Annotated in this window: 19 protein-coding genes; 4 read left to right on the forward strand and 15 right to left on the reverse strand. The window is 72.8% G+C overall.

The window, feature by feature from the left end; genetic code table 11:
- Positions 1 to 42: 42 nt before the first annotated feature.
- From ACQRUO_RS06895 to hisI, 3 genes are all read right to left on the reverse strand, one after another.
- Positions 43 to 597 (reverse strand): Uma2 family endonuclease, encoded by a 555-nt coding sequence (locus ACQRUO_RS06895; protein WP_428314841.1) that lies wholly within the window; start codon positions 595 to 597, stop codon positions 43 to 45.
- A gap of 40 nt (positions 598 to 637) precedes the next feature.
- Positions 638 to 2,155: an anthranilate synthase component I gene (locus tag ACQRUO_RS06900; RefSeq protein WP_428314842.1), complete on the reverse strand. Its 1,518-nt coding sequence runs from the start codon at positions 2,153 to 2,155 to the stop codon at positions 638 to 640.
- A gap of 108 nt (positions 2,156 to 2,263) precedes the next feature.
- Positions 2,264 to 2,656 carry a phosphoribosyl-AMP cyclohydrolase gene (hisI, locus tag ACQRUO_RS06905; protein ID WP_428314843.1) on the reverse strand — a complete coding sequence of 131 codons (393 nt, stop codon included), beginning with the start codon at positions 2,654 to 2,656 and terminating at the stop codon, positions 2,264 to 2,266.
- Positions 2,657 to 2,811: 155 nt separating this feature from the next.
- Here hisI and ACQRUO_RS06910 point away from each other — a divergent pair, with 155 nt between their 5' ends.
- Positions 2,812 to 3,351, forward strand: a complete 540-nt coding sequence (locus ACQRUO_RS06910) for a hypothetical protein (protein WP_428314844.1) — start codon at positions 2,812 to 2,814, stop codon at positions 3,349 to 3,351.
- Between the two features lie 16 nt (positions 3,352 to 3,367).
- On the opposite strand, the gene hisF is transcribed toward ACQRUO_RS06910, so the two are convergent.
- From hisF to hisD, 8 genes are all read right to left on the reverse strand, one after another.
- On the reverse strand, positions 3,368 to 4,138 hold the full coding sequence (gene hisF / locus ACQRUO_RS06915) for an imidazole glycerol phosphate synthase subunit HisF (RefSeq protein ID WP_428314845.1): 771 nt from the start codon (positions 4,136 to 4,138) through the stop codon (positions 3,368 to 3,370).
- The gene (locus ACQRUO_RS06920) at positions 4,135 to 4,548 is read right to left on the reverse strand and encodes a Rid family hydrolase (protein WP_428314846.1); all 414 of its coding nucleotides are present in this window, start codon (positions 4,546 to 4,548) and stop codon (positions 4,135 to 4,137) included. Before ACQRUO_RS06920 ends, hisF begins: the two co-directional genes overlap by 4 nt.
- Positions 4,549 to 4,562: 14 nt before the next feature.
- Positions 4,563 to 5,288: a bifunctional 1-(5-phosphoribosyl)-5-((5-phosphoribosylamino)methylideneamino)imidazole-4-carboxamide isomerase/phosphoribosylanthranilate isomerase PriA gene (gene priA / locus ACQRUO_RS06925; RefSeq protein ID WP_428314847.1), complete on the reverse strand. Its 726-nt coding sequence runs from the start codon at positions 5,286 to 5,288 to the stop codon at positions 4,563 to 4,565.
- A gap of 35 nt (positions 5,289 to 5,323) precedes the next feature.
- Positions 5,324 to 5,959 (reverse strand): imidazole glycerol phosphate synthase subunit HisH, encoded by a 636-nt coding sequence (gene hisH / locus ACQRUO_RS06930; RefSeq protein ID WP_428314848.1) that lies wholly within the window; start codon positions 5,957 to 5,959, stop codon positions 5,324 to 5,326.
- Positions 5,960 to 6,022: 63 nt separating this feature from the next.
- Complete coding sequence (locus ACQRUO_RS06935; RefSeq protein WP_428314849.1) at positions 6,023 to 6,172, reverse strand: hypothetical protein; 150 nt, start codon at positions 6,170 to 6,172, stop codon at positions 6,023 to 6,025.
- The gene (gene hisB, locus ACQRUO_RS06940) at positions 6,169 to 6,768 is read right to left on the reverse strand and encodes an imidazoleglycerol-phosphate dehydratase HisB (RefSeq protein ID WP_428314850.1); all 600 of its coding nucleotides are present in this window, start codon (positions 6,766 to 6,768) and stop codon (positions 6,169 to 6,171) included. The genes ACQRUO_RS06935 and hisB overlap by 4 nt, the downstream gene beginning before the upstream one ends.
- A complete protein-coding gene (locus ACQRUO_RS06945) occupies positions 6,765 to 7,871 on the reverse strand; it encodes a histidinol-phosphate transaminase (RefSeq protein WP_428314851.1) in 1,107 nt (368 codons plus the stop codon). The genes hisB and ACQRUO_RS06945 overlap by 4 nt, the downstream gene beginning before the upstream one ends.
- Positions 7,868 to 9,175, reverse strand: a complete 1,308-nt coding sequence (gene hisD / locus ACQRUO_RS06950) for a histidinol dehydrogenase (RefSeq protein ID WP_428314852.1) — start codon at positions 9,173 to 9,175, stop codon at positions 7,868 to 7,870. Before hisD ends, ACQRUO_RS06945 begins: the two co-directional genes overlap by 4 nt.
- A 108-nt stretch (positions 9,176 to 9,283) precedes the next feature.
- Here hisD and ACQRUO_RS06955 point away from each other — a divergent pair, with 108 nt between their 5' ends.
- On the forward strand, positions 9,284 to 11,071 hold the full coding sequence (locus ACQRUO_RS06955; protein ID WP_428314853.1) for an oxidoreductase: 1,788 nt from the start codon (positions 9,284 to 9,286) through the stop codon (positions 11,069 to 11,071).
- A gap of 86 nt (positions 11,072 to 11,157) precedes the next feature.
- Here the strand turns inward: ACQRUO_RS06955 and ACQRUO_RS06960 are convergent, their stop codons facing one another.
- From ACQRUO_RS06960 to ACQRUO_RS06975, 4 genes are all read right to left on the reverse strand, one after another.
- Positions 11,158 to 12,216 (reverse strand): AvrD family protein, encoded by a 1,059-nt coding sequence (locus tag ACQRUO_RS06960; protein WP_428314854.1) that lies wholly within the window; start codon positions 12,214 to 12,216, stop codon positions 11,158 to 11,160.
- 97 nt (positions 12,217 to 12,313) lie between these two features.
- A complete protein-coding gene (locus ACQRUO_RS06965) occupies positions 12,314 to 12,745 on the reverse strand; it encodes a carboxymuconolactone decarboxylase family protein (protein WP_428314855.1) in 432 nt (143 codons plus the stop codon).
- 48 nt (positions 12,746 to 12,793) lie between these two features.
- Positions 12,794 to 13,531, reverse strand: a complete 738-nt coding sequence (locus ACQRUO_RS06970; RefSeq protein ID WP_428314856.1) for a dienelactone hydrolase family protein — start codon at positions 13,529 to 13,531, stop codon at positions 12,794 to 12,796.
- A gap of 14 nt (positions 13,532 to 13,545) precedes the next feature.
- Complete coding sequence (locus ACQRUO_RS06975; RefSeq protein WP_428314857.1) at positions 13,546 to 14,022, reverse strand: hotdog fold thioesterase; 477 nt, start codon at positions 14,020 to 14,022, stop codon at positions 13,546 to 13,548.
- Positions 14,023 to 14,374: 352 nt separating this feature from the next.
- Between ACQRUO_RS06975 and ACQRUO_RS06980 the strand changes: the two genes are divergently transcribed.
- Both ACQRUO_RS06980 and ACQRUO_RS06985 read left to right on the forward strand, forming a co-directional pair.
- The gene (locus ACQRUO_RS06980) at positions 14,375 to 15,370 is read left to right on the forward strand and encodes an AvrD family protein (protein WP_428314858.1); all 996 of its coding nucleotides are present in this window, start codon (positions 14,375 to 14,377) and stop codon (positions 15,368 to 15,370) included.
- Between the two features lie 114 nt (positions 15,371 to 15,484).
- Positions 15,485 to 16,198: an AAA family ATPase gene (locus tag ACQRUO_RS06985; protein WP_428314859.1), complete on the forward strand. Its 714-nt coding sequence runs from the start codon at positions 15,485 to 15,487 to the stop codon at positions 16,196 to 16,198.
- The last annotated feature ends 26 nt before the right edge of the window (positions 16,199 to 16,224 follow it).

Consider the following 16,224-nt stretch of genomic DNA (forward strand, 5'->3'; position numbering starts at 1 on the left):
ACTATCCCCCGGCCGCCCGCACGATCACACACCGGGTGGTGCTCAGTCGCGGGGGAAGCCGTCGGTGTTGATCGTGATGGTCCGCCCGTCAAGCGGCAGAACCAAGTCCTCCCCGAACGGAACCTGCTCGATCGAGTCGTAGGCACCGGTGGACTGCGGCGCGCTGTGCACCGTGCAGAGCGCGGTGGCCGGGTCGATCACCACGTAGAGCGGGATGGCGCACTCGGCGTAGACCTTGACCTTCTTGACGAAGTCGTTGTCCCCGCTGGAGGGGGAGACGACCTCCAGGACGGCGTCCAGGTCGTGCCATTCGTAACGACCACGGCTGTTGTGCTCCGCGCCAGGCGTGACGATCGCGAGATCTGGCGCATAGCCGTAGAGACTCGATGGGAAGTCCACCGGGACGTCAGAGAGGAACTCCCCGTGGCCGGCCAGTTGGTCCTCAATCTGGCGCGCCGCCCTGAAGATGACCTTCCACTGCTTCTCCCCCTGCGGAGTCATGATGATCTTCCCGTCCGTAATCTCGACCCGAAAACCCCGTGGGAAGTCGATGCCCCTGTAAAGATCCCAGGCGCTCTCCGTGCTCATCGCGGTCATGCCCGCCGCCTCCTCCAGTGAGCTGCAGTGCCACCGCTGCTCACGATACCGGCGCCCGCAGGGTGTTCGCGGTGGCGACGGCGCGCAGCACGGCGGCGGCCTTGTTGCGGCACTCGGTGTCCTCGGCGACCGGGTCGGAGTCGGCGACCACGCCGGCGCCGGCCTGCACGTAGGCGGTGCCGTCGCGCAGCACCGCGGTGCGGATGGCGATCGCGGTGTCGGCGTCGCCGGCGAAGTCCAGGTAGCCGACGCAGCCGCCGTAGAGGCCGCGGCGGGTGGGTTCGAGCTCCTCGATGATCCGCATCGCGCGCGGCTTGGGGGCGCCCGACAGGGTGCCGGCCGGGAAGCAGGCGGTGAGCACGTCGAAGGCGGTGCGCCCCTCGCCGACCTGCCCGGTCACCGTGGAGACGATGTGCATCACGTGGCTGTAGCGCTCGATCGACATGAAGTCGACCACCTCGACGCTGCCCGGGGTGCAGACCCGGCCCAGGTCGTTGCGGCCGAGGTCGACCAGCATCAGGTGCTCGGCCCGCTCCTTGGGGTCGGCGAGCAGTTCGGCCGCCAGGTCGGCGTCCTCCTGCGGGGTGGCGCCGCGGTGCCGGGTGCCGGCGATCGGGTGCACCATCGCCTGCCCCTCCGTCACCTTGACCAGCGCCTCCGGGCTGGAGCCGACCACGTCGAAGCCGCCCTCGGCGCCGCCGTCCGGGCCGGGGAAGCGGAACAGGTACATGTACGGGCTGGGGTTGCTGGTCCGCAGCACCCGGTAGACGTCCAGCGCGGAGGCCGGGCAGGGCGCCTCGAACCGCTGCGAGGGGACCACCTGGAACGCCTCGCCGGCCCGGATCCGCTCCTTCACCTGCTCCACCGCGGCCTGGTAGGGCGCACCGCCGAACGGGGAGCTCGCGGTGGCGCCGGTGGGGGTGAAGGCGGCCAGCCCCGGGTCGACCGGCTTGGCGAGCTCCGCCTCCATCGCGTCCAGGCGGGCCACCGCGTCCGCGTAGGCCGCCTCGACGCCACTGGCCAGGTCGTTGTGGTTGACCGCGTTGGCGATCAGCAGCACCGTGCCGTCGACGTGGTCGAGCACCGCGAGGTCGGTGGCGAGCAGCATGGTGAGCTCGGGCAGCTTGAGGTCGTCCGGGTTGAGGTCGGGCAGCTTCTCCAGCCGGCGCACGATGTCGTAGCCGAGGTAGCCGACCATGCCGCCGGTGAGCGGCGGCAGGCCGTCGTCGGTGTGCCGCGGGGTGTGCAGCCCGGTCAGCGTGGCGCGCAGCACCTCCAGCGGGTCGCCGCTGCGCGGGATGCCGACCGGCGGGGTGCCGAGCCAGCGGGCGGCACCGTCCGGGTTGACCGTCAGGGTGGCCGCGCTGCGCACTCCGACGAACGAGTAGCGCGACCAACTGCGGCCCTGCTCCGCCGATTCCAGCAGGAAGGTGCCGGGCCGCTCGCCCGCCAGGCTGCGGTAGAGGCCGACCGGCGTGAGGCCGTCCGCCAGGAGCCGGCGGGTGACCGGGATGACCCGGGTGTCGGCGGCGAGCTTGCGGAACGCTTCGAGGTCCATCGGGCGGGCACCGATCTGTCGGGGCGGGCGGAGGCGGCGGGCGGAGACGGCGAGCTGGGGCGGGGCGGCGGTCGGACTCGGCAGCCGGGGCCGGGGCGGCGGCCGGGCTCAGCCGGCCAGCAGCACGTCTTCGTCGAAGCAGGTCCTGGCCCCCGTGTGGCAGGCCGCGCCGACCTGGTCGACCCGGACCAGCAGGGTGTCCCCGTCGCAGTCCAGCGCCACCGACTTGACGTGCTGGTAGTGCCCCGAGGTGTCCCCCTTGACCCAGTACTCGCGCCGGCTGCGGCTCCAGTAGGTGCAGCGCCCGGTGGTCAGGGTGCGGTGCAGCGCCTCGTCGTCCATCCAGCCGAGCATCAACACCTCGCCGGTGTCGTACTGCTGGGCGACGGCGGGCAGCAGGCCGTCCTCGGTGCGCTTGAGACGGGCCGCGACGGCCGGGTCGAGGGCGGTGCTGCCGGGAGCGGCGGGCTCCCCGGGAACGGACGGTGACACGGAAGACATGCCGACATTGTGGCAGGCCCGGGGCCCGGCCGAGGCACCACGCCGATCCGTGGACGGGCGGTCGTCGATCCGTGGACGGGCGGTCGTCGATCCGTGGACGGGCAGTTGTGGCAACTGCCCCACGCCCGTGCCCGGGCTGCGGGATTCTGGTGCGCATGACCCAGCCTGCCCGCCGCTCCGGCCCGCTGCTCGCGCTCGCCGTGGTGCTGCTGCTCACCGCCGGCGCGGTGACCGCGGCACTGCTGTGGCCCGCCACCAGGCGCCCGGCCGCCGCCCCGCCGCCCAGCCCCTCGCCCGCCGCCAGCCACTCCCCCACCCCGTCGCCGAGCCCGAGCAAGCAGTTGCCCTACCCCTGGTACCCGGTGGGCAGTTGCCTGGACGACCCGCAGTTGAGCCCGGTGATCACCGTGCCGCAGGGCCAGGACTGCGCCACCCCGCACGACGCCGAGGCGATCGGCAACCCCACCCTGCCGGACGGGCTGACCAAGGAGAGCCAGCTGGGCATGGCGCTGGTGAAGGCCTGCACGCCGGTGGCCCTCGCCTGGGAGGCCAAGCAGGGCGGCGGGACCTGGTACCCGCTGCAGTTGGAGCCCTCGCTGGCCTACTACCAGCAGGGCTACCGGGACGCGACCTGCCTGCTGGCCGCCTCGCACGCGGTGGGCGGCCCGAAGCTGACCGCCCCGCTCAAGCAGTGACGCACCGCCGAAGGCGTCAGCGGACCGGGTGCCCGGCCTCGCGCAGCGCGTCCTTCACGTCGCCGATCCGCAGGTCGCCGAAGTGGAAGACGGAGGCCGCCAGCACCGCGTCCGCGCCGGCGGCCACCGCCGGGGCGAAGTCGGCGAGCTTGCCCGCACCGCCGGAGGCGATCACCGGCACGGCCACCCGCTCGCGCACCGCGCGGATCATCGCCAGGTCGTAGCCGTCCTTGGTGCCGTCCGCGTCCATCGAGTTGAGCAGGATCTCGCCGGCCCCCAACTCGGCGGCGCGCTCGGCCCATTCGACCGCGTCCAGGCCGGTGCCGCGGCGCCCGCCGTGGGTGGTCACCTCGAAGCCCGAAGGGGTCTTCGTGCCGTCCTGCACCCGGCGGGCGTCCACCGAGAGGACCAGCACCTGGCGGCCGAACCGCTCGGCGATCTCCCGGACCAGCTCCGGCCGGGCGATCGCCGCGGTGTTGACGCCCACCTTGTCGGCGCCGGCCCGCAGCAGCTTGTCCACGTCCTCGACCGAGCGGATGCCGCCGCCCACGGTGAGCGGGATGAAGACCTGCTCGGCGGTGCGGCGCACCACGTCGTAGGTGGTCTCCCGGTCGCCGGACGAGGCGGTGATGTCGAGGAAGGTCAACTCGTCGGCGCCCTGGGCGTCGTAGGCCCGGGCCAGCTCCACCGGGTCACCGGCGTCGCGCAGGTTCTGGAAGTTGACGCCCTTGACCACCCGGCCCGCGTCGACGTCCAGGCAGGGGATCACACGTACCGCGAGCGTCACCGGCTCGTTCCTTCCAGGGTCTGCGCCAGTCCGGCGCGGTAGGCGTCGAGTTCCACCTCGACCATCATCCGCGAGTCGATCAGCCCCTCGACCACCACCATGGTGGCCACCGGCCGGACCACGTCGAAGAGTTGCTTGTGCGCCCGGCCGACCTCCTCGGCGTCGCGCACGTGGGTGATGTACATCCGGGTGCGGACCACGTGGTCCACCGTCAGACCGTACGCGGCCAGGGCCGCGAGGCCGATGCCGAAGGAGGTCAGGGTCTGCGTGAAGGGGTCGCCCTCGCGCTCGATCCGGCCCTCGACCCAGGCGGTGCAGCCGGCCACGTGCACGTGGTCGCCGGCCGCGACCGCCCGCGCGTAGCCGAACTCCTCCTCCCAGGGGGAGAAACCGGACACCCTGCCGCGCACGATCCGACGGTCCGTCACGATGACACAGCCTCCAGCGCCTCTTCGAGGGTGAACTTCTGCTCGTAGAGGGCCTTGCCCACAATCGAGCCCTCGACACCCTCGGGCACCAGGGTGGCGATCGCCCGCAGGTCGTCCAGCGAGGAGACGCCGCCGGAGGCGACCACCGGGCGGTCGGTGCGGGCGCAGACGTCGCGCAGCAGCTGCAGGTTGGGGCCGGTCAGGGTGCCGTCCCGGTTGACGTCGGTGACCACGTAGCGGGCGCAGCCCTCGGCGTCGAGGCGGGCCAGCACCTCGTAGAGGTCGCCGCCGTCCTTGGTCCAGCCGCGGCCGCGCAGCGTGGTGCCGACCACGTCCAGGCCGACCGCGATCCTGTCGCCGTGCTCGGCGATCACCTTGGCGACCCAGTCCGGGGTCTCCAGGGCGGCGGTGCCCAGGTTCACCCGGGTGCAGCCGGTGGCGAGCGCGGCGGCCAGCGACTCGTCGTCGCGGATGCCGCCGGAGAGCTCGACCTTGATGTCGAGGCGGCCGGTCACCTCGCGCAGCAGCTCGCGGTTGGTGCCGGTGCCGAAGGCCGCGTCCAGGTCGACCAGGTGCAGCCACTCGGCGCCGGCGCTCTGCCAGGCCAGGGCGGCGGCCAGCGGCTCGCCGAAGGTGGTCTCGGTGCCGGAGGCGCCCTTGACCAGGCGGACGGCCTGGCCGTCGCGGACGTCGACGGCGGGGAGCAGTTCGAGGCGGCTCATTCTGTTCAACCTTAGGAAGTGAGGTCGGCGGGGTACTAGAGGGTGTCGACCCAGTTGGTCAGCAGCGCGGCGCCGGCATCGCCGGACTTCTCGGGATGGAACTGGGTGGCCCAGAGCGGACCGTTCTCCACCGCGGCGACGAAGGGCTGCCCGTGCGTGGTCCAGCTGACCAGCGGGGCGTTGATCTTCTCGTTGGTGATCTCCAGCTCCCAGCGCCGCACCCCGTAGGAGTGCACGAAGTAGAACCGGGTCTGCGGGTCGAGGCCCGCGAAGAGGCGGCTGCGCTCGGGCCAGCTGACCGTGTTCCACCCCATGTGCGGGATGATCGGCGCCTCCAGCGGCTCGACCGTGCCGGGCCACTCGTCGCAGCCGGCGGTCTCCACGCCGTGCTCCACTCCGCGCTCGAAGAGGATCTGCATGCCCACGCAGATGCCGAGCACCGGGCGGCCACCGGCCAGCCGGCGGCCGATGATCTGCTCGCCGCGCACCGCCTTGAGCCCGCGCATGCAGGCCTCGTAGGCGCCCACGCCCGGCACCAGCAGGCCGTCGGCGTCCAGCGCCTGCTGGAAGTCGGAGGTGACGGTCACGCTGGCGCCGGTGCGCTCCACCGCCCGCTGGGCGGAGCGGAGGTTGCCGGATCCGTAGTCGAAGACCACGACGTTCTTGCCCATCGGGCTTCTCCTGGTGTCAGAGCTGGGGTGAACGGGGCTGGGCCGCGGCGGGGGCCGGGCCGGTCACAGGCGCATGGCGCCGGCGGTCAGGCACATGACCGAGCCGATCGCCAGCAGCACGATGACGCCCTTGGGCAGCTTCTGCTTCCAGAACGAGTACACCCCGCCGCCCAGGAAGAGGCCGGCCACGATCAGCAGTGTCGCGCTGTTCACAGTGCACCCTTGGTCGACGGGAGGATGCCGGCCGCGGCGGCCCGCGGGTCGAACTCGGCGGCGTAGCGCAGCGCCCGGGCCAGCGCCTTGAACTGGCACTCGACGATGTGGTGCGCGTTGCGCCCGTACGGGACGTGCACGTGCAGGGCTATCTGGGCCTGGGCCACGAAGGACTCCAGGATGTGCCGGGTCATCGTGACGTCGTAGCTGCCGATCATCGGCGCCATGTTCTCCGGCTCGGTGTGCACCAGGTACGGCCGGCCGGACAGGTCGACGGTCACCTGGGCCAGCGACTCGTCCAGCGGGACGGTGCAGTTGCCGAACCGGTAGATGCCGGTCTTGTCGCCCAGCGCCTGCTTGAAGGCGGCACCCAGCGCGAGGGCGGTGTCCTCGATCGTGTGGTGGGTGTCGATGTGCAGGTCGCCCTCGGTCTTCACGGTCAGGTCGAACAGACCGTGCCGGCCGAGCTGGTCGAGCATGTGGTCGTAGAACCCGACGCCCGTGGAGATGTCGGTCTGCCCGGTGCCGTCGAGGTTGATCTCGACCAGGACCGTGGTCTCCTTCGTGGTGCGCTCGACGCGCCCGATGCGGGTCATGCGGGTGACAGCTCCTTGGTGACGGTGCGGACGGCGTCCAGGAAGGCGTCGTTCTCCGCGGGGGTGCCTGCGGTGACCCGGAGGTGGCCGGGGACGCCGTTGTCGCGGACCAGCACGCCGCGGTCCAGCAGGGCCTGCCAGACGGCGTGCGGGTCGGCGAAGACACCGAACTGGATGAAGTTGGCGTCCGAGTCGGTCACGGTCAGGCCGAGGTCGCGCAGCGCCCCGACCAGCCGGTCCCGCTCGGTCTTGAGCCGCTCGACGTAGCCCAGCAGCGTGTCGGTGTGCTCCAGGCAGGCCAGCGCGGTCGCCTGGGTGACGGCCGACAGGTGGTAGGGCAGCCGGACCAGCTGCACCGCGTCCACCACGGCCGGGTCGGCGGCCAGGTAGCCGAGCCGCAGCCCGGCCGCGCCGAACGCCTTGGACATGGTGCGGGTGACCACCAGGTGCGGCCGCCCGGCCAGCAGCGGGACCAGCGAGGGGCGGTGCGAGAACTCGACGTACGCCTCGTCCACCAGCACCATGGTCGGCTTGACCGCCTGCGCGGCCTCGTAGAGGGCGAGCACCGTCTCGCGGTCGACCGCGGTGCCGGTCGGGTTGTTCGGCGAGCAGATGAAGAGCACGTCCGGGCGGTGCTCGGCGAGCGCGGCCTTGGCGTTCTCCAGGTCGATGGTGAAGTCGGCCCGGCGCGGGCCGGGGATCCACCGGGTGCCGGTGCCGCGGGAGATCAGCTCGTGCATCTGGTACGACGGCGCGAAGCCCAGGGCGCTGCGGCCGGGCCCGCCGAAGGTCTGCAGCAACTGCTGGATGATCTCGTTGGACCCGTTGGCCGCCCAGACCTGGCCGGTGGTGAGCTGGTGGCCGGTGGTCCGGGTCAGGTACCGGGCCAGCTCGGTGCGCAGCTCGACGGCGTCGCGGTCGGGGTAGCGGTTGAGGTCGCGGGCGGCCTCGGCCACCCGCTCGGCGATCCGGGCCACCAGCGGCTCGGGCAGCTGGTAGGGGTTCTCGTTGGTGTTCAGCTGGACCGGGACGTCCAGCTGGGGGGCGCCGTAGGGCGACTGTCCGCGCAGCTCGTCGCGGATCGGCAGGTCGTCGATCTTCAAGAGTTGGGTACCGTCCAGTCGAAGCGGGCGCGAATGGCATCGCCGTGCCCGGGCAGATCCTCGGCGTTGGCCAGGTTGACCACGTGCGCGGCGACCTCTGCCAGCGCCTCGCGGTTGTAGTCGATCACGTGGATGCCGCGCAGGAAGGACTGCACCGACAGGCCCGAGGAGTGGCAGGCGCAGCCGCCGGTGGGCAGCACGTGGTTGGAGCCGGCCGCGTAGTCGCCCAGCGAGACCGGGGCGAACCGGCCGACGAAGATCGCGCCGGCGTTGCGCACCCGGGCGGCCACCGCGGCGGCGTCCCGGGTCTGGATCTCCAGGTGCTCGGCCGCGTAGGCGTTGACCACGGCCAGGCCCTGCGCCAGGTCGTCGACCAGCACGGTGCCGGACTGCCGGCCGGTCAGCGCCGTCTCCACCCGCTCGCGGTGCTTGGTCTCGGCCACCTGCTTCACCAGCTCGGCGTCGACCGCGTCGGCCAGCGCCAGGGAGTCGGTGACCAGCACCGAGGCGGCCATCGGGTCGTGCTCGGCCTGGCTGATCAGGTCGGCGGCCACCTCGGCGGGCACCGCGCTGTCGTCCGCGAGGACGGCGATCTCGGTCGGCCCGGCCTCGGCGTCGATCCCGATCCGGCCCTTGAGCAGGCGCTTGGCGGCGGCCACGTAGATGTTGCCGGGGCCGGTGACCAGGTTGACCGGGGCGCACTCCTCGGTGCCGTAGGCGAACATCGCGATCGCCTGGGCGCCGCCGACCGAGTAGACCTCGGTGACCCCGAGCAGCGCGCAGGCCGCCAGGATGGTCGGGTGCACCCGGCCGCCGTGCTCCTTCTGCGGCGGCGAGGTGACCGCGATGCCCGGCACCCCGGCCTCCTGGGCGGGCACCACGTTCATCACAACGGAGGACGGGTAGACCGCCAGGCCGCCCGGCACGTAGAGGCCGACCCGGTCCACCGGCACCCAGCGCTCGCTGACCGTGCCGCCGGGCACCACCTGGGTGGTGTGGTCGGTGCGGCGCTGCTCGTGGTGGACCAGGCGGGCGCGGCGGATCGACTCCTCCAGGGCCGCGCGCACCTTCGGGTCCAGGGTCGTGAGGGCGGCGGTGATCTCCGCCTCGGGGACCCGGGTGCTGGTCAGGCGCACCCCGTCGAAGCGCTCGGTGACCTCGACCAGCGCCGCCACGCCACGATGGCGCACGTCCTCGCAGATCGGCCGCACCTTCTCCAGGGCGGCTTCCACGTCGAACTCGGCACGGGGCAGCAGGTCGCGCGGGTCCGAGATGGAGCCGCGCAGGTCGATTCGAGAGATCACAGGTGCAAGTGTAAGGAGTGTCCGGAATAGGTGGCTTCGCATTTCAGTCCGTGATACGAACGCTGAGATGTTCGGGCACGGGTGTTCGGGGTTCGGGGGGCAGGCCTGATGGGACGGTTGGCGGAACGGGCGCCGGAGCAGTGGAGCGCGGTGGAGCAGCGGCTCTGGGCGGCGTTCCGGCGCGGCGCGGTGTGCGACCTGTCGACCGGGGACCCGGCGGCGGACGACCCGTTCACTCCGCTGGCCTGGGGCCCGGACCGCACCGTGCGGGCCGAGGTGCTCGCGCTGTTACTGCTCGACGGACCGCCCGCGATCCCCGGCACGGTGCGCGGTCTCAAGCTGACCGGTGCGCGGGTCACCGGCCGGCTCGACCTGGCCGGCGGCCGGATCACCGACTTCGTCGAGCTGCGCGCCTGCCAGTTCGAGAGCGGGGTGCTGCTCTCCGAGGCGCAGGCCGGCACCGTGCGGTTCGACGGGTGCTGGCTGCCCCGGCTGGACGCCTCCCGGCTGACCACCTCCGGCGACCTGGTGCTGGCCCGCTGCTCGATCCCGTTCGGGGTCCGGCTGACCGACGCCCAGATCGGCACCGACCTGATCGTGAACTACCTGGTGGCCGGCTGCGACCAGTACAAGCACGCGTTCTCCGCCGACGGCCTCACCGTCCACCAGGACTTCGAGGCCGACCGGCTGACCACCTACGGCGACCTCAGCCTGCGCACCGCCAAGGTCGGCGGCCGGCTGGCGCTGCGCGGCGCCGAGCTGCGCGCCCGGCCCGGGCAGCAGAACTGCCTCAACGCGGCCCGGGTGAACGTCGGCAGCACCTTCTACCTGACCGGCTGGGCCGCCGCGCCGGTGCCCGCGCCGCGCCGGGCCGTCTCCCCGCCCTCGCTGGAGGGCGTGGTCTACAGCCTGCCGCACGGCGACCCGGGCCCGTTCGCCCGCCCGGCCGCGGGGCCGGCCTCCGCACCGCTGCCGGACGGGTACCCCGACCTCGACCAGAGCGCCACCTCCCCCGTCCCGTTCGGCGAGGCCCCCGCCACCCTGCGGACCGACCCGGGCAGCCGCTACGGCCGGGGCTTCAACGAGGCCGCCCCGGCCGGCGGCGTCGTGCTGCCGTTCCGCGCCTTCGGCGGGGTCCGGCTGGAGGACGCCCGGTTCGAGGCCGCCTGCCTGATCGCCTCCGCCGAGTTCCACCTCGGCACCGGCCAGGAGCTCTCGCTGCGCCGGATCCACACCCCCGAGCTGCGCTTCACCTGCCCGACCCCGCCGACCGGCACCGTCGCGCTCTCCCGGGCCCGGGTCGGCAACCTGGTCGACGTGCCGCAGGCCTGGCCGACCAACCACCGGGTGCGGCTGACCGGCTTCGCCTACGACTACCTGCGCCCGCCCGAGGGCAGCCGCTTCACCGTCGAGCAGCGGATCGCCTGGCTCTCCCGCGGTCTGGACAGCTACCACCCCGAGCCGTACGAGCAGCTGGCCGCCGCGCTGCGCCGGGACGGCCTCGACGAGGACGCCCGCGAGGTCCAGTACGCCAAGCAGCAGCGCCGCAGCGCCACCCTCCCGCTGCCCGGCCGCCTCTGGTGCGCCTTCCAGGACGTCACCGTCGGCTACGGCTACCGGCCGCGCCGCGCCGCCCTGTGGCTGTTGGCCGCCTGGGCGGTCGGCGCCCTCTGGTTCGCCGGCCACCAGCCGGCGCCGGTCAAGCCCGACGAGCACCCGCACTGGAACCCGGCCCTCTACTCGCTGAGCCTGGTCCTGCCGATCGTCAACCTCGGCCAGGACGGCTGGGCCCCGGCCGGTTTCAGCCAATCCCTGAGCGCCGCCCTGGTGCTCACCGGCTGGGCCCTGGCCACCACCGCGGTGACCGGGGCCACCCGGATCCTGCAGCGGGGCTGAGCCGGTCACCGGCCCGGGCGGGTCCCGGGCCCGCACCGCGCTCAGATCGGCAGCTGTCAGATCGGCAGCTGTCAGACCGGCAGCTGTCAGACCGGCAGCGCCGCCGCCTGGCTGGCCGTCTCCTGCAGGAAGACCGCGGCCGGCAGGGCGTGCGCGAGCCAGGCGGAGGTGGTGATGCCCCGGCAACTGCCGGTGAGCTTGATGGTGCGCCAGGTCTCGCCCTCCCAGGTCAGCAGGCGACTGCGGTCCACGCTCGCCACGGCGTCGAAGGGGCCCGCCAGCGGCCGGCGGTCCGGGGGCTGGGCGGTGACCGTGACCCGGGGGATGCGCAGGCGGCCGCCGTCCACACCGGTGGCGCCGTCCATCTGGTAGAGCAGGGCCTGGCCCAGCTGCGCCTGGACGGCCAGGCAGTCGAGCAGCGAGAAGGCGGGGGCGTAGGCGCTGCCGAGGTCGAGGTGGGGCGGCTCGGGGTGCCGGTCGGGGGTGATCTCGACCCGGCTCTCGATCCGGCGTTCCGCCAGGTGGACCAGCACCTCGGTCAGGCGCCGGCGGCGGTGCCGGTAGCCGTGGGCGTGGAACCGCTCGGCGGCCGGGCCGAGCGCCTGGTCGGCGGTGGCGAACGCGGCGGCGGGGGTGCCGACTCCGGTGCCCGGCGGGTGTTGCACCACGCACCGGGTCCGGGCCGGGCCGAGCTGCTGCTCGAAGGTGGAGCAGAGCTCGCCGGGACGGTCCGGTGCGGGCCTGGTCTCCACCAGGGTCGCCTGGACCGGGAACTCGTCGTGCGGGGCCGCGTGGTGCGGGGCGGCCCAGAACTCGTAGCGCCGCAGCCAGCTGCGGCGGCGCTGGTCGGGCCCGAGGCCCTGGGCGTGCAGCAGGTGGACCTCGCACAGCTGGACGGAGAGGGCGAGGGCGTCGATGCAGTCGACGTACGGGGCGAACGGCATGCCCGAGGTCCGGTGGCTCCAGTCGCCGGGGTGCCGCAGGGTGGCGGACGCGTCGACCCCCCGTCGCCCGCCGTCCCGGTCGACCACCGAGACGGCGCTGAGGGCGTGCCGGACCTCGTTGAGGCCGTTGCCGAAGAACCGCCGCTCGGGTGTGCCGAGGAAGTCGTCGATGGAGGAGAACCGCACCTCGGAATGGTTCATGTTCCAGCTCACCACCTGGGGATTGGGGGCGGGGGAAACCCGGACGCGGGGCGCCAGCAGCGGAAGCGCGCACCCGCGTCCGGAGGGAGGGGCCGGGTTACGCGGACGTGGCGCCCGCGTTCCCGGCGGCCGCGCCCGTCACCGGGAGCAGACCCCGCTCGCCGAGGACCTTCTTGGCGATCCGCATGCTGTTGTAGGTCCGCGGGAAGCCGACGAACGCCAGGCAGTGCAGGATGGTCTCGACGATCTCCTCGGCCGTCGCTCCCACGTTGAGCGCCAGGTTCATGTGGAAGGTGAGCTGGGGTTCGCAGTCGCCCAGTGCGTTCAGCGAGGCGATCGTGAGCAGTTGGCGCTGCTTCAGGTCGAGTCCGGGCCGCGAGTACAGGTCGCCGAAGGCGAACTCCGCCACGTAGCGGCTCAGGTCGGGCGCGACCTCGGCCAGCGAACTGAAGATCGCCTCGCCGCTGTCGCCGAGGGCGGCGAGGTTGGCCACCCCGCGGGCGAACCGCTCGCTCGGGTGCTCGGTCATCACGGGGCCTTTCGGATCGGTGCGGGCTGCGGACGGGCGGTCGGTCGGTCAGGCTGCGCCGTGCAGCTCGGTGAAGGCCTGGATCCGGCGCCAGGCATCGGAGCAGGCCTCCTGCCACTCGCCGAAGCCGCGGTCGAAGAAGGAGTGCGGGGCCCCCTCGTAGACCTGCATCTCGAAGGTCCTGCCGGCGTCGGTCAGCTGACCGGCGAAGGCGGCGAAGTCCTCCTGCGGGGTGGCGACGTCCGCACCCGCGATCAGCAGCAGGAGTGGCGCGGACATGTCACCAATAACATCCTGGACCAGCCCGGGCGCACCGTAGAAGCCGATCACGCCGGCCAGCCCCAGGTCCGCGGCGGACAGCCGCCAGGACTGGCTGCCGCCGAAGCAGAAGCCGACGGTGAAGACCGGGCCGGGCGCGACCTCGGCCAGGTGGGCGGCGGCCGCCTGCACGTCCTGGGCCACCTGGGCGGCGTCGATCTTCGGGAAGTGGTCGGCCCACGGGAAGTCGTCGCCCCGGTCGCCGAGCCCGGCGGTGCGCCCGTAGTAGTCGACGGCGACCGCCGCGTAGCCGGCCTCGGCGAACCGCTGGGCCAGGTCCTGGTAGTACGGGTGGACGCCGCGGACGTCCGGCAGGATCACCACGCTGCGGCCGTTCGGCTGGGCCGGCAGCGCCCGGTAGGCGTTGAACACCGTGCCGTCCGCCGAGGTGAGCTCGATGGGGCCGTGCTGCTCGACCTCACCGGGGTTCTCGACGCCCGGCGGCCTGCTGTCGGTGGGGTGGCACATCGTCGGTACCTCTCTCAAGTACTCGGCTGTTCTTGGGACTTGTCTGACGGAAGAACGGGCCCGGGACGGCGGGCGGGCGGTCGGCCGATCGCGCAGGTGAGCCGGGCCGTGCAGGTGCGACGGCCGGCGGCGTCGCTGATCACGATCTCGTAGCTGGCGTTGCCGCCGCCTTCGTGCAGCGGCCGGCAGACCCCGGTCACCGTGCCGGCCGCCACCCAACGGTGGTGCGTGCACGAGAGGTCCAGCCCCACCACGGTCCGACCCGGACCCGCGTGGAGCATGGCCGCCAGCGAGCCGAGGGTCTCGGCCAGCACGGCGTTGGCGCCGCCGTGCAGGATGCCCGCCGGCTGGCGGTTGCCGCCCACCGGCATGGTGCCGACCACCAACCCCGGCTCGCAGCGCACGATCTCGATCCCCAGCTTCGCCACCAGCTGCTCGTGCTCGTAGGCCGGAGTCACCGGGACCGGACCGAGCCGGCCGACCACACTCATCGCCGCTCCGCGGAACGCATCGAAAGGACTCGGGAAAGGGGATCGGAACGACGTCCGGCCGTTCCCCGCATCCCTTCGGACGCCATGACACTACCCGGCTGCGAGGCGTTCTCAAGGGCTCGGACGTGGTGCCGCTGAGGCTGGTACTGGCAGTAACAGCATCGACAGACGCAGGCAGCGGGCGAATCGCTCGTGCTACGTTCGGAACGAGCCGGAGAGCGAGTCGCGGACCACTTGAGAAACAGTCAAGGGCCGCCACCAGAAACGCCCGGACCGATTCTCACCTGCGGGCGCCCTGCCGAAACACCGGAGGGCCCGCCGTCGCACCGCGACGAACAGGGTTGGGGGACCCATGAATTCGACGCACACCAGCAGACTGTCCTCCGTCGACGACTACCTCGGGGACGCCGCCGGACGCTTCTTCGGCGCCGGCTACCGGCGGGTCCGGTACGACTACCAGAAGGTCGCGGTGGAGCCCACCGCCGACGGTTCCACCACACTGCACACCCGGCTGGACGTGGTCTACCCCACGGACTGGTCGCGCAAGAAGGCCGGCATCGACCTGCGGCCGCACCTGAGCACGGTCGACGCCCTGATCGTCGCGGTGCAGGCCGCCGAGCTGCTGCTCACCCACACCCTCGACCTGACGCCGCACCAGCGCCGGGCGATGCGGGTGCGCCAGGTGCGGATCAAGGCCGCCGGCGCACCGCTGGAGGACCTGGCGGACCTGCCGATCCGGGCCTCGGTGCTGGGCACCGAGGACGACGGGCGGCGCTCCCGGGTCGAGACCACCATCGGCGCCATGCGGGTGCGTTGCGAGATCGAGCACCCGGCGGCGCCCGCCCGCCCCGCCGCCGGCGCGGTCCACTTCGCCGGCCCGGACGAGCTGCTCGGCCCGGCCGCCACCCGCTACTACGGGACCGGCTTCGTGCACCGGCAGCAGACCGTGCGGGACATCGAGGTCGACCCGGTGGGCAGCCGGGCCGAGGGCACCGTGCACTGCGCCGACCCGGCCGGCACCCCGGTCGCGGACCACGGGATCGAGGGCGACCACCAGCCGTTCCTCGGACTGACCGAGGCCTTCGTGACCACCCTCCAGCTCGGGCAGATCCTGCTCTACGAACTGGACGGCCTGCGCCGCGGGCAGAGCAACACCCTGTGGATGCGCAGCACCGTGCTGACCGCCCCCGGCGCGGCCGAGCCGCTCCCCGCCGACCTGCCGATCGGCGTCCGGCTGGAGGAGCGCACGCTGCTGGAGCGCGCGGACGGGGTCTGGCGCACCGCCGACATCGTCGGCGAGGTCGGCGGCACGACGGTGCGCTGCAGCGTCACCCACCGACTGCCCTGACCCGTTCGGAACCATCCTTCCCACTTTCACTTCGCCCGGCCGACCGGGCACCTTCCGCCCGGCTTTCCGGGCATCGCCTGCCCGGAATTCCCGGGCACCGCTCTGGAGGCGTTCATGCGACTCGCCATTTCCGGCACCTATTCATCGGGAAAGACCATCACCACGTACGCCCTCGCGCAGTACGCGGGAATTCCGCGGACCCGGGCCAAGACCATGCGGGAACTGCTGCCCGAGGCGATTCCCGGCAAGACCCTGGAGCAGTGCAACGCGGCCGAACTGGTCCAGCTGATCGTGAGAAGGCACGTCGACCGGGTGCTGCACGAGAGCCGGGCCGGCCAGACCTTCGTCTCCGACGGCACCTCGCTGCAGGAGTGGATCTACGGTTCGGTGCGGGTCGTCGTCGGGATCAACCCCAACGACTCGGTCCACCTCGGCGACCTGGAGAGCGTCGAGCGCACCGCCGAGATCCGGGTCTTCGAGCAGGTGATGGAGCAGCTCGGGGTGGCCTACAAGCAGCACGTGCGCAGCACCTACGACGCCTTCGTGCACCTGCCGAACGAGCTGGCGCTGGCCGCCGACGGCCACCGCCCGGTCAACGAGCGCTTCCGCTCGATGGCGGACGAGCGCCTGGTCGAGGTGGCCGAGGAGCTCGGCATCCCGGTGCACGTGGTCGGCGGGACGGTGCCGGCCCGCCTCGAGCGGATCGTGGAGCTCTTCGGCCTGACGCCGGTCACCACCGTCGAGAAGGCGATCGCGCTGGCCCAGCAGGAGTACGACGCCATCGACATGACCATCGAGAGCGACCGCGCCTCGGTGATCGTCCGCTGACCCGGCCCGCGGCCGGTCACCGTCAG

It is taken from the genome of Kitasatospora sp. LaBMicrA B282 (assembly GCF_050325825.1).
Classification (GTDB): Bacteria; Actinomycetota; Actinomycetes; order Streptomycetales; family Streptomycetaceae; genus Kitasatospora.

Coding starts and splice junctions, on each gene's coding strand:
- ACQRUO_RS06910 (WP_428314844.1), top strand. CDS start 2,812: ATGACCCAGCCTGCCCGCCGCTCCGGCCCGCTGCTCGCGCTCGCCGTG.
- ACQRUO_RS06965 (WP_428314855.1), bottom strand. CDS start 12,745: ATGACCGAGCACCCGAGCGAGCGGTTCGCCCGCGGGGTGGCCAACCTC.
- hisI (WP_428314843.1), bottom strand. CDS start 2,656: ATGTCTTCCGTGTCACCGTCCGTTCCCGGGGAGCCCGCCGCTCCCGGC.
- ACQRUO_RS06980 (WP_428314858.1), top strand. CDS start 14,375: ATGAATTCGACGCACACCAGCAGACTGTCCTCCGTCGACGACTACCTC.
- ACQRUO_RS06900 (WP_428314842.1), bottom strand. CDS start 2,155: ATGGACCTCGAAGCGTTCCGCAAGCTCGCCGCCGACACCCGGGTCATC.
- ACQRUO_RS06960 (WP_428314854.1), bottom strand. CDS start 12,216: ATGAACCATTCCGAGGTGCGGTTCTCCTCCATCGACGACTTCCTCGGC.
- ACQRUO_RS06970 (WP_428314856.1), bottom strand. CDS start 13,531: ATGTGCCACCCCACCGACAGCAGGCCGCCGGGCGTCGAGAACCCCGGT.
- ACQRUO_RS06895 (WP_428314841.1), bottom strand. CDS start 597: ATGACCGCGATGAGCACGGAGAGCGCCTGGGATCTTTACAGGGGCATC.
- hisH (WP_428314848.1), bottom strand. CDS start 5,959: ATGGGCAAGAACGTCGTGGTCTTCGACTACGGATCCGGCAACCTCCGC.
- priA (WP_428314847.1), bottom strand. CDS start 5,288: ATGAGCCGCCTCGAACTGCTCCCCGCCGTCGACGTCCGCGACGGCCAG.
- ACQRUO_RS06955 (WP_428314853.1), top strand. CDS start 9,284: ATGGGACGGTTGGCGGAACGGGCGCCGGAGCAGTGGAGCGCGGTGGAG.
- hisB (WP_428314850.1), bottom strand. CDS start 6,768: ATGACCCGCATCGGGCGCGTCGAGCGCACCACGAAGGAGACCACGGTC.
- ACQRUO_RS06975 (WP_428314857.1), bottom strand. CDS start 14,022: ATGAGTGTGGTCGGCCGGCTCGGTCCGGTCCCGGTGACTCCGGCCTAC.
- ACQRUO_RS06985 (WP_428314859.1), top strand. CDS start 15,485: ATGCGACTCGCCATTTCCGGCACCTATTCATCGGGAAAGACCATCACC.